This is a genomic window from Pseudomonas yamanorum (assembly GCF_013386765.1).
Classification (GTDB): domain Bacteria; phylum Pseudomonadota; class Gammaproteobacteria; order Pseudomonadales; family Pseudomonadaceae; genus Aquipseudomonas; species Aquipseudomonas yamanorum_A.
The window spans coordinates 40,411-51,932 of record NZ_JACARE010000049.1; the positions used below are offsets into that span (position 1 = coordinate 40,411).

Below are 11,522 nucleotides of genomic sequence, written 5' to 3' on the forward strand. Positions count from 1 at the left end.
ATCAACAGCGCCTCAAGCTAAAGGAGACACACATGCCGCACTTCATCGCCGAATACACCGACAACCTCGAACAGCAGGCCAACCTGCCGGCCCTGTTCGAACGGGTTCACGCCGTGCTGGGCGACAGCGGCGTGTTTCCCCTGGGGGGCATTCGCAGTCGCGCGGTGCGCCTGGACACCTGGCGCATGGCCGACGGCAAGCATGACTACGCCTTTGTCCACATGACCCTCAAGGTCGGCCACGGGCGGGACCTGGGAACCCGCAAGACCGTCGCCGAAGCCCTGTTCAAGGTCATCACCGAGCACTTCGCCGAGCTGCAATCCCAGCGGCTGCTGGCGTTGTCGTTCGAGATGATCGAGCTGCACCCCGAGCTGAATTTCAAGCAGAACAACGTGCACGCATTCCTGAAGAACCAGGCGGGCTGAGCACAGCCCGCTTTCCGCCCATGGCACTCAAACCAAAAAGAACAACATCATGAGCACAGCCAATACCGCCGACAGCACCACCCTGATCGAACATCAGCGCACCCACAGCATCGTCACCTGGCGACTGATGCCGTTGTTGCTGATCTGCTACCTGTTTGCCCACCTGGACCGGATCAACATCGGCTTCGCCAAGATGCAGATGAGTACCGACCTGCACTTCAGCGACACGGTGTACGGCCTCGGGGCCGGCCTGTTTTTCATCGCCTACGCGCTGTTCGGCGTGCCGAGCAACATGGCCCTGGACCGGGTCGGCCCACGGCGCTGGATCGCCTGCCTGATGGTGGTCTGGGGCGTGCTGTCCACCAGCATGCTGTGGATCGAAAGCTCCACTGGCTTCTACGTGTTGCGCTTTTTGCTGGGGGTGGCCGAGGCCGGTTTCTTCCCGGGGATCCTGGTGTTTCTCAACCGCTGGTACCCGGCCCGCCGCCGGGCGCAAGTCACCGCGCTGTTTGCGATTGCGGTGCCGATGGCCGGTGTGGTCGGCGGCCCGTTGTCCGGGGCCATCCTGGAGAACTTCCATGATTTCGGCGGGCTGCGAGGCTGGCAGTGGATGTTCCTGATCGAGGGCGCGCCGGTGGTACTGCTCGGCTTGGTCGTCCTGAAATACCTGCCCGACAGCTTCGAAACCGTGAAGTGGCTGGCGCCCGCGCAAAAGCAGCAACTGCGCGAGCAACTGAGCACTGAAGAACAGCGCAAATCCATCACCTCCTTCGGCGGCATCCTGCGTGACCCGCAGGTGTGGCTGCTGGTGGCGGTGTACTTCGCGGTGATGCTGGCGGTAAACACCCTGGCGTTCTGGATGCCCACCCTGATCCACGGCGCCGGCATCGGCCGCGACAGCCAGGTGGGCCTGCTGAGCGCCGTGCCGTACCTGGCCGGGTGCTTCTTCATGATCGGCTGCGGGCGCTCATCCGACCGCAACCGCGAACGCCGCTGGCATCTGTGCGTGCCGTTGCTGATGTCGGCCATCGGTATTGCGGTGGCCGGGCTCTCGCCCACCAACCCGACCCTGGTGCTCGGCGGCCTGATCCTGGCCGGTATGGGCGCCAGCGCCGCGTTGCCGATGTTCTGGCAACTGCCGCCGGCGTTCCTGTCCAACAGCACCCAGGCGGCCGGCATCGCGCTGATCAGCTCGTTCGGCAGCATCGCGTCGTTCCTCGCGCCGTACCTGATCGGCTGGATGCGCGACACCACCCATAGCGCGAGCCTGGCCCTGTACGTGCTGGCGCTGCTTATCGCCCTCGGCGGCCTGCTGGTGCTGCGCACCCATGCGGCCATCGTCAATCCCCAGTAGAGATTTTGTCATGCTTGATCAAGCCCAAATCCAGCAAGCCGCCGCCCGCCTCGACCAGGCCGAACGCTCCCGTGAGCAGGTGCGCCAGTTTTCCCTGGAGCACCCGAACATCACCATCGACGACGCCTATGCCATCCAGCGCGCCTGGGTGGCCCAGAAAATCAAGGACGGGCGCAAGCTGGTCGGGCACAAGATCGGCCTGACGTCGCGGGCGATGCAGGTGTCGTCGAACATCACCGAGCCGGACTACGGCGCCCTGCTCGATGACATGTTCTTCGACGAAGGCACCGACATCCCGTTCGAGCGCTTCATCGTGCCCCGGGTGGAAGTGGAACTGGCGTTCATCCTCGGCAAGCCGCTCAAAGGCCCGAACTGCACGATTTTCGACGTGCTGGACGCCACCGAGTGGGTGATCCCGGCGCTGGAAATCATCGACGCCCGCATCCAGCAAATCGACCCGCACACCAACGCCACACGCAAGGTGTTCGACACCATCTCCGACAACGCCGCCAACGCTGGTGTCGTCATGGGCGGCCGCGCCGTGCGCCCTACCGAGATCGACCTGCGCAAGGTGCCGGCGGTTTTGTACCGCAACGGCGTGATCGAGGAATCCGGGGTGTCGGCCGCCGTGCTCAACCACCCGGCCAAGGGCGTGGCCTGGCTGGCGAACAAGCTGGCGCCGTACGACGTCACCTTGCAACCCGGCCAGATCATCCTCGGCGGCTCCTTTACCCGCCCGGTGGCGGCAAATCCGGGTGACACCTTCCATGTCGACTACGACATGCTGGGCTCCATCTCCTGCCGCTTTGTCTGAATACTGGAGGACTGTTTCATGGACATGCCCATCAACCGCTTCAAGCAGCGCCTGCAACGGGGCGAAACCCAGATTGGCCTGTGGCTCGGCCTGGCCGATGCCTACTGCGCCGAACTGGCTGCGAATGCCGGGTTCGACTGGCTGCTGATCGACGGCGAGCACGCGCCCAACGACCTGCGCGGCATGCTTGGCCAACTGCAGGCGGTTGCGCCTTATGACAGCCAGCCGGTAATTCGCCCGGTGATCGGCGATACAGCGTTGATCAAGCAGGTGTTGGATATCGGCGTGCAGACGCTGCTGGTGCCGATGGTGGAGACGGCTGATCAGGCGCGGCAGCTGGTGCGGGCGATGCGTTATCCGCCCCTTGGCGTACGTGGCGTGGGCAGTGCGCTGGCGCGAGCGTCGCGCTGGAACAGCATTCCCGGTTATCTGGATGAGGCCGATGCGCAAATGTGCCTGCTGGTGCAGATCGAGAACCGCGAAGGCCTGGAGAACCTCGACGCGATTGCGGCGGTTGAAGGAGTGGACGGGGTGTTTATCGGTCCGGCGGATTTGAGTGCGGCCATGGGGCATCGGGGCAATCCCGGGCATCCGCAGGTGCAGGCGGCGATTGAGGACGCGATTGTGCGGATTCAAAAAGCCGGCAAGGCGGCGGGAATCTTGAGTGCAGATGAAAAGCTGGCGCGGCGGTATATCGAGCTGGGGGCGGCATTCGTGGCCGTCGGGGTGGATACGACGGTGTTGATGCGCGGGTTGCAGGGCTTGGCTGCCAAGTTCAAGGACACCGCAGCACCGGCCATTACCGGCGGCGTGTACTGACTTCCTCCGTAGCAGCTGTCGAGCCCCAGCGAGGCTGCGTCTGCGGTGTGTCAGGTACACCGCAGACGCAGCCTCGCTGGGGCTCGACAGCTGCTACGCGATGTATCTGAAGCGGTGTTTCAGCGTTTGATGGTTTTCAACTCATCCAGCAACCCCAGCAACACCTGCAACTTCTCCTCCCCGAACTGCCCCTGCAAGCGCTGGTAATTCTCTTCCATGCACTGGCTCATCGACTCGAAACTCGCCTTGCCCTTCTCCGCCAGCGTCACCAGCACCCGCCGCTGATCCTGCTCGGCCTTGCGCCGGTGCACCATCCCCGCCGCTTCCATGCGCACCAGCACGCCGGTCATGCTCGGCTTGAGAATGCACGCCAGTTCCGCCAGTTGGTAAATCTCCAGCTCGTCATGCTGGCTGAGAATTCGGATAACCCGCCATTGCTGTTCGGTCAGCCCGTGCTCATTCAACGAAGGCCGGAAAAAACTCATGGCCGCTTCACGGGCCTGCAACAGGGTCAAGGTCAGGGATTGTCTGGGTTTCAACATAGGCTCAGGGTCACGATAGATTTAGTTAATGTTTTAACGAAACTCTACCACTCTCCTCCGCGCCTCACGCTATAACTTGTGAGGCAGGCGAAGGCTCTGGCGCGCAGGATCAAAAAGCCCGGCACACAGAATCAAGACATCCAGCGCGCCAACGGCCTTAATACACTCATTAGCTCTTCACTGTCAGGCAGCGCAATGATCAATATCGAAACGCCTACCTATTACACGGCGACCAAGAAATACAACCTCAGCTTCCCCACCCTGGAACAGGACGTGGAAGCCGACGTGGTGATCATCGGCGGCGGGTTTTCCGGGATCAACACCGCCCTGGAACTCGCCGAAAAAGGCATCACCAACATCGTCGTGCTGGAAGCGCGGTACCTGGGGTTTGGCGGCACCGGGCGCAACGGTGGGCAGATCATGGCCGGCATCGGCCACGACCTGGAGAAGATCAAGAAGGAGGTGGGTGAAGACGGCCTGCGCCAGATCTTCGAGATCAGCGACCTGGGCGCCGACATCATCAAGAACCGCATCGCCAAGTACGACATCGATGCCGACTTCTGCCACGGCTACGGCTACATGGGCTTCAACGCCCGCCAGGAAAAGACCCTGCGCGCCTGGGAGAAGGACTTCAAATCCATCAACACCCAACACGAGATCCGCTTCCTCGGCGGCTCCGATGTGAAGCAGATCATCGGCTCCGACGCCTACAGCAGCGCCCTGCTGCACATGGGCGGCGGGCATGTGCACTCGTTGAACCTGCTGCTGGGCGAGGCCAAGGCCCTGGCCGGCCACGGTGTGCGGATTTTCGAGAACAGCCCGGCGCTGGAAGTCAGCTATGGCGAACGCATCACCGTGCGCACCGGACGCGGTTCGGTCAAAGCCAGTAAATTGCTGTGGGCCTGCGACAGTTTCCTCAACAAGCTGGAACCGGAACTGCACCGATCGACCATCAACACCTATGCGTTCCAGATGATGACCGAGCCATTGTCTGAAGAGCTGATCAAGCGCATCAGCCCGATTCGCGGGGCTTACAGCGACATCCGCCCGGTGATCGACTACTACCGCGTCACCAACGAAAACCGCCTGCTGTTCGGTGCCGCCACGCCTTTGGTGGAGCACATTCCCGGCGATCTGAAAGCCTGGAACCGCAACCTGATGCTGAAGATTTTCCCGTACCTCAAGGACGTGAAGATCGACCTGGCCTGGGGCGGCCCGATGGCTTGCAGCCCGAACCTGTTCCCGCAGATCGGCACCCTGCCCGGGCGCAGCAACGCGTTCTATGTGCAGGGCTATTCAGGCTTCGGCGTGACCCCGAGCCACATCATCTGCAAGGTGCTGGCCGAGGGCATGAGCGAAGGCTCGGCGCGGTATGACCTGGTCAGCTCGATCCATCGCCCGACCATCCTCGGCAAAGACGCGATCCGCCCGCTGCTGCTCACCGCCGGCAAGTCCTGGCACCAGCTCTCCGGTTACTGGAACGGCCGCCGCTAAAACCCAACACCCAACACCCAACACCTGACACCTGACACCTGTAGGAGCGAGCTTGCTCGCGAAAAACGCAAGGACGCCGCGTTCATCCAGGACGCCAGCGTCATCGTTGACGACCTTCGCGAGCAAGCTCGCTCCTACAGGTGATCACTATTTTTCTCATCAGGAGCAACTGCCATGACCCTCGTTACCCTCAAGAAAGAAATCCAGCTATCCGAACTCGACGCCTGGGGCACCGTCGCCGACCTCGGTTCAACCATCCTCGAAGGCGAAGTCCGGGCCTTCGGCAAAATGACCTTCGGCACCCCGACCGACCCGGTCAGCAGTGCCTATTTCGGCACCACCCAGGGCAAGTTCCGCATGGTCTACCCGTTCGCCGAACAGGCCACCGTGGTCACCGGCGAGGTGGTACTCACCGACGAGTCCACCGGCCAGAGCACGCGCTACAAGGCCGGTGACAGCTGGTTCGTGACCAAGGGCACCCCGGTACTGTGGGAAGTGGTCAGCGAAAGTTTCGTCAAACACTACTTCGCCGTGGTGTGATAGCCCCGGCTGCCGGCACCCGTCGGCAGCCCTTTGGCGCAGGTGCCCCCCATGCACACCCTCCCCGCCCACGAAGTCGCCGGCCAATGCCTGCAGGCTTTTACCCGCTTGATTCCGGTCAGCCAGGCCGCGTTCTATTGCGTCGACCGGCAGCTGCAAGCCCGGGATTTCCAGTTGCACGGCATGAGCGGCGAGATGCACCGCGACTACCTCGACAACTACCGCCAGTTCGACCCGTTGCAACCGCGCAACTGCCTGTCCAGTGGCCTGGCCGTGGTGCCGCTGGGCCTTGCCATGGCCCGCCAGCCGGCGCGGGATACCCGACGGTATGGGGATTTTCTGCGGCGCTATGGCGTGGTGGATGTGGTGGAGATCCTCGCCCAGCGTGGCGGCCAGCCCCAGGCCGCCATTTCGTTGCTGCGCACTGCCGATCAAGGCGCGTTCACCGGCGAGCAACTGGCCCAGTTGAATGCCCTGCAAACCCTGCTGCAACTGGCCGTCGCAAACATGCACCCCGCTGAAGATGCACTGGCCGGGCTGACACCCAAGGAGCGCCAGATCGCTCTGTTGTTGCGCCAGGGCGCCAGCAACAAACAGCTGGCCCAGGAGCTGGACGTCGGCCTGCCCACCATCAAGACCCACCTGATCAACCTGTTTCGCAAGACCGGTGTCAGCAGCCGTACCGAGCTGGTGGGCAGCCTGTTCCTGTAGCCGGCCTCAACCATCCGGTTGATGGTCGGGCCTGCTCCCGGGCGCGATGATCCGTGGTGTTCATCCACCCAACCGGAGCATCGCAATGACCACCCCTTCTGACTGGATCACCGTGGGCGCCCTGGCCGACGGCTTCGCCCCCGAGGCCTTCATCCTGCCGAACCTGGCCGACCTGAGCGGCAAAACCTTCACGCTGTACTTCGCCAATGGCTGGCAGATCGAGCACCGTTTCGAGCGCGACAGCCTGGCCTGGGTTGCCGCCGACGGCCACTCCAGCGGCAGCGCAAGCTACCGCGCAACCTCGGTGCGCCCCGGCCTGTACCTGGTGGATTTCATCAAGCGCGACGGTGCGCAAGCCTGGTCGGTGAGCCTGGTGCTCGACACCGCCAGCGCCTCATTCACCGCCGTGCTCGGGCGCATGCCCACCCAGGAACAGACCCGCGAAGGCCTCTACAGCCGCGCCCTCGCCGGCAAGCCGCTGACCTCGGTGGAAGTGGAATTCCTCCACGGCAGCCTCGACCGCCCCTGGCAGGCCGGCCAATGCCCCCACGCCCGCACCACCGAACTGACCGGCCTGCGCAACCAGTACCGCTACAGCCCGAGCGAGGTCTACGAGCACATCTACCTCAATCACCAGTTCTACGCCTGGCAGTGCCTCAAGGGCGTCGAGCAAGGCCTGTGCGACACCGACCGCTGCGACTACTACAAGATCGCCGACCAGCTGTACCTGTTTGTGTGGCGCGAAAAAATCATCCCCACCCTCGGCCTGGTGCTGATCGACCTGCAGCAGCACCGCAGCGACGGCAAGATCTTTGGCTATGCCGACGCCTCCTTCGATGCCCTGTCGAACTTTCCCATCAGCTCCTACTGCCAGGTGCTCAACCGCACGGAGCATCCTGATGACTGAGCCGCGCACCCTTGTGATCACCGGTGCCGGCACCGGCATCGGCGCCGCCTGCGCCCGGCTGTACGCCGCCGACGGTGCACAGTTGGTACTGATCGGCCGTCGTCGCGAACCGCTGGAGCAGGTTGCCCGGGAAACCGGCGGCCTTGTGCTGGTGGGGGATGCGGCCTGCCCGCAAACGTGGGAAGGGTTCGTCGCACAGATTCGCCAGCGCTATGGGCGGATCGACGTGCTGCTGGCCTGCGCGGGCGGGCATGGGGTTGGCAGCGCCACCGACACCAGCCCGCAGACCTGGGAAGCGGCAATGCGCAGCAACCTCGACAGCGCCTTCTACAGTGCCCGGGCGTGTTTGCCGCTGCTGCTGGAAAGTGCCGGGAATATTGTGCTGATGGGGTCGATTGCCTCCCTGGCCGCCGGGCCTGAAGTGTGCGGCTACACCACGGCCAAGCATGCCTTGCTCGGGCTCAATCGCTCACTGGCCCGGGATTACGGCCCGCGTGGTGTGCGGGTGAACGCCGTGTGCCCGGGCTGGGTGCGCACGCCGATGGCCGATGAGGAGATGCAAGCGCTGATGGATTTTCATGGCGAGACGCTGCAACACGCCTATGACCGGGTGTGCGCCGACGTACCCTTGCGCCGCCCGGCCAGCGCCGAGGAAATCGCCAGGGTGTGCCGTTTTTTGGCGTCCAGTGAGGCGTCGATCATTACCGGGGCGACGCTGGTGGCGGATGGGGGTTCGAGCATCGTCGATGTGCCCACGCTGGCGTATGCGCATATGGAGGTGGGTCATGGATGAAGAACTGGATTTCAGCGGTCGCAGCGTAGTGGTAACGGGGGGCGCCCAGGGCATCGGTCGGGCCATCGTCGAGGCGTTTGCCCTGCGAGGTGCGCGAGTGATGATCGCCGACCTGCAACTGGCCGAAGCGCTGGCGCTTGAGTTGTGCGGGCGCGGCTGCCTGGTGGAAGCAGTGACGGTGGATCTGGCGGACGCCGCTGCGGTATTCAGGCTGGTTGAAGGGGTGGAACAACGCTGGGGCCGGCTGGATATCCTGGTGCATAACGCCGGGTATTTTCCGCTGACGCCGTTTGCCGATATCACCCCGGCGATGCTCGAGCGCACGTTGGCGGTCAATTTGTCGGCGTTGTTCTGGCTGACCCAGGCGGCGCTGCCGATGTTTCGTCGCCAGGGCCGAGGCTGCGTGTTGGTCACGTCTTCAGTCACCGGGCCCCGGGTCGCGTTTCCCGGGTTGAGTCACTATGCGGCGTCGAAGGCCGGGGTCAACGGGTTCATTCGCAATGCCGCGCTGGAACTGGCCGGGCTGAATGTGCGGGTCAATGGCGTGGAGCCCGGCATGATCGCCACGCCGGCCATGGGCAATCTGGGGGATGACCAGGTGAACGCACAGATCGCCAGCCGGGTGCCGCTGGGACGGCTGGGTGCGCCGGCGGATATTGCCGGGGCGATGCTGTTTCTGGCGTCGGACCTGGCGGGCTATATCACCGGGCAGACCTTGGTGGTGGATGGCGGTTCGACCTTGCCGGAGGTTTAACGAAACGTCCTACCGAACGGCCAGATAACCTCTACTCCCCCGCCTTGAGAACCGCTGCAAAGTCCCTCGCCTGATTACACAGCGCGAGGGAACGCCGATGTCTTTTTCGATTACTGCTCTGCCCAGTGGGGCTGCCTCTTGATTCCCGCCATTGGCTTTTTCGTCGTGGCGGCGATGGACCCGAAGACGCGTAACGTCAACGAGGTTCTCAATGACTTCAAACACTGCCTGAACACCTACGACGCGTGGGCCGAGAGCTTCTGGAGTTTTTCGGCACTGGATGTCGAGCAAGTGTTCAAGGTGGGGGATGAGGTTTCACTGGTCGCGCCCATCACCCGCGCTCTGTATCCCAGCAGCACCGTCGCGACCTGCAGGGCCAACTCACCGTTGACCCTGGTGCACATGTTCCAGAGCACACGGTTCGTGCCCATCGGCAATACGCCCGTGATGCTCCAGGAAATCGCGCAAGACGGCGGCCCGCTCGGCGCCCCCCTCCATAAAACCATCGGCCCCAGCGGCATTCTCGAAGTCACCGAGTGCACCGTCGACCGGCAGTACCGGGTCAGCTTTTATCCCAACGTTTCCAAGGACCACATCAAGGCGCTGTATGCCTCCTACCAGTCCGAGATCAGCTCGCTGGAAGGTCGCCTGCGTGGCGAGTGGACGAGCACGTTCAAGCCGATATGGGAGAGCTATTCCAAGGCCGGTTATGTCGATCGGTATACCTCGCTGCAAGTGGCCTATGCGCACGGGTTTGGCAACGTGCTTTACGGTCTCTGGGACGGTATTGCGCAGCTGTACCAGTGGTTGGCTGACATCAAGCCCAACAGCGAAAAGCTGCTGCAGTACATCTCCCAGACCGAGCTTGCGGCGCTGCTGAAGCTCAGTCATGAGGCGATTGCCAAAGGACTGCTGATTCTGAGCGATGAACCGCTGCTGTTTATCTACCTGTCCGCGATGGTCAGTTGGATGCGCATGCTGCCGCCGCATTACATGTTTGAGTTGCTGGGGGAAATCACCACCGAGGTACTGCTCAACCTGTTGTTGCTATGGGCCACCGGCGGCATGGGTGTGGCCGTGCGCCTGGGTGCGCAGGTGCTGGGCAAGGTCAAGTCCGAGCGGGCACGGGAGTGGCTGGAGCAGATGGCCACGCTGGGCGGCACGGCCCGGATGGATGGGCATGCCGAAGTGCTTAAGCCGGTGGTGCTTCAGAGTCATGCGGTGCCAGTGAAGGCAGCGGCGGTGCCGTTGAAGGTGGGTCCAGATCAGGTTTCGAACCCGGCGGCTCTGGTGCGGGAGCCGAAGACGGCGCGCACGGCGCTGGTGAAGCAGGAGCTTGTGGATGATGTGCCCGCCGCTGCCAAGAACCCTGGCGGTGATGCGGCCGCTCCCGCAGACAAAACCGCAACCAATGGCTGCCCGGTGTCGATGGTTACCGGTGAGGAACTGCTGACTCTCACCGACGGCTCGTTGGATGGCGTGTTGCCGTTTGCCTGGACGCGGTTGTATCGCAGCAGTGCGGTGGAAGTGGATTGCGGGTTGGGGTTTGGCTGGAGCCATTCGCTGGCTCAGCGGTTGGCGGTTAGCGGTGAAACGGTGGTCTGGACCGACCACGAGAACCGCAGCACGACCTTTCCCCAGCCCTCTTCTACGCGACCGGCCATCACTAATAGCCTGGCGGAAGCAGGGATTTATCTGGGCGCTTTGCCTGATGAGTTGGTGCTGTCTCAGGCGTCCCTTTTCTACCACTTCCGTGACGGTGTACTGACGTCGATCAGCGACGCGTACGACAACCGGCTGCGTATTTCCCGAGACTACTCCGGGCGGATTCAGCGGATTGATAACCACGTCGGCCAAGGATTGCTGCTGCGTTATGACCGCGGGCATATCGTTGCCGTCGACTATCAGGTGCAGCGGGAACTGGACTGGGTTACCGAGCAGAACGTTGTTTCCTACAAGTACGACGACGCCTGGCGGTTGATTGAGGCGACCAACGCTGTAGGCGAAAGCGAGCGTTATCGCTACGACGATCAGCAGGTGATCCTGGAGCGGCAACTGGCCGGTGGGGCGAGTTTCTTCTGGGAGTGGGAAAGGTCTGGCAAGGCTGCACGCTGCGTTCGGCACTGGGCCAGTTTTTCGCAGATGGACACGCGGTATGCCTGGGATGACAACGGCAGCGTCACCGTGCACAACGCCGATGGCAGCCAGGAAGTCTACGTCCACGACCAGCGCGCACGGCTGGTGCAGCGGATTGATCCGGACGGTGCCGAGCACTTCAAATCCTACGATGAAAAAGGCCGGCTGACGGTTGAGCAGGATCCGCTGGGGTCGGTGACGGCGTATCAGTACGACGAAGCCGGTCGGTTGAT

Annotated in this window: 12 protein-coding genes; 11 read left to right on the forward strand and 1 reads right to left on the reverse strand. The window is 63.0% G+C overall.

Annotation, left to right across the window (positions count from 1 at the left end):
- The first annotated feature begins 32 nt into the window (after positions 1-32).
- From HX875_RS28795 to hpaI, 4 genes are read left to right on the forward strand one after another with little or no spacing between them, the layout of a single operon-like run.
- Positions 33-425 (forward strand): 5-carboxymethyl-2-hydroxymuconate Delta-isomerase, encoded by a 393-nt coding sequence (locus HX875_RS28795; RefSeq protein WP_177047974.1) that lies wholly within the window; start codon positions 33-35, stop codon positions 423-425.
- A 49-nt stretch (positions 426-474) separates the two neighbouring features.
- Positions 475-1,779, forward strand: a complete 1,305-nt coding sequence (locus HX875_RS28800) for an MFS transporter (RefSeq protein WP_177047977.1) — start codon at positions 475-477, stop codon at positions 1,777-1,779.
- A 10-nt stretch (positions 1,780-1,789) separates the two neighbouring features.
- The gene (hpaH, locus tag HX875_RS28805) at positions 1,790-2,593 is read left to right on the forward strand and encodes a 2-oxo-hept-4-ene-1,7-dioate hydratase (protein WP_177047979.1); all 804 of its coding nucleotides are present in this window, start codon (positions 1,790-1,792) and stop codon (positions 2,591-2,593) included.
- An 18-nt stretch (positions 2,594-2,611) separates the two neighbouring features.
- Positions 2,612-3,412: a 4-hydroxy-2-oxoheptanedioate aldolase gene (hpaI, locus tag HX875_RS28810; protein WP_177047981.1), complete on the forward strand. Its 801-nt coding sequence runs from the start codon at positions 2,612-2,614 to the stop codon at positions 3,410-3,412.
- A gap of 119 nt (positions 3,413-3,531) precedes the next feature.
- On the opposite strand, the gene hpaR is transcribed toward hpaI, so the two are convergent.
- The gene (gene hpaR / locus HX875_RS28815) at positions 3,532-3,954 is read right to left on the reverse strand and encodes a homoprotocatechuate degradation operon regulator HpaR (protein ID WP_010175444.1); all 423 of its coding nucleotides are present in this window, start codon (positions 3,952-3,954) and stop codon (positions 3,532-3,534) included.
- A 195-nt stretch (positions 3,955-4,149) separates the two neighbouring features.
- Between hpaR and HX875_RS28820 the strand changes: the two genes are divergently transcribed.
- The 7 genes from HX875_RS28820 to HX875_RS28850 all read left to right on the forward strand — a co-directional run.
- Positions 4,150-5,448: an NAD(P)/FAD-dependent oxidoreductase gene (locus tag HX875_RS28820; protein ID WP_177047983.1), complete on the forward strand. Its 1,299-nt coding sequence runs from the start codon at positions 4,150-4,152 to the stop codon at positions 5,446-5,448.
- Positions 5,449-5,622: 174 nt separating this feature from the next.
- Complete coding sequence (locus tag HX875_RS28825) at positions 5,623-5,988, forward strand: cupin domain-containing protein (protein ID WP_177047985.1); 366 nt, start codon at positions 5,623-5,625, stop codon at positions 5,986-5,988.
- Positions 5,989-6,039: 51 nt separating this feature from the next.
- Positions 6,040-6,699 (forward strand): helix-turn-helix transcriptional regulator, encoded by a 660-nt coding sequence (locus tag HX875_RS28830; RefSeq protein ID WP_177047987.1) that lies wholly within the window; start codon positions 6,040-6,042, stop codon positions 6,697-6,699.
- A gap of 85 nt (positions 6,700-6,784) precedes the next feature.
- Positions 6,785-7,606, forward strand: a complete 822-nt coding sequence (locus tag HX875_RS28835; RefSeq protein WP_177047989.1) for a molybdenum cofactor biosynthesis F family protein — start codon at positions 6,785-6,787, stop codon at positions 7,604-7,606.
- On the forward strand, positions 7,599-8,399 hold the full coding sequence (locus tag HX875_RS28840) for an SDR family NAD(P)-dependent oxidoreductase (RefSeq protein ID WP_177047990.1): 801 nt from the start codon (positions 7,599-7,601) through the stop codon (positions 8,397-8,399). Before HX875_RS28835 ends, HX875_RS28840 begins: the two co-directional genes overlap by 8 nt.
- Positions 8,392-9,153, forward strand: coding sequence for an SDR family oxidoreductase (locus HX875_RS28845; protein WP_177047992.1), 762 nt, complete (start codon positions 8,392-8,394; stop codon positions 9,151-9,153). The genes HX875_RS28840 and HX875_RS28845 overlap by 8 nt, the downstream gene beginning before the upstream one ends.
- 174 nt (positions 9,154-9,327) lie before the next feature.
- The coding region (locus HX875_RS28850) for a DUF6531 domain-containing protein (protein WP_177047996.1) at positions 9,328-11,522 on the forward strand (2,195 nt) is incomplete at its 3' end.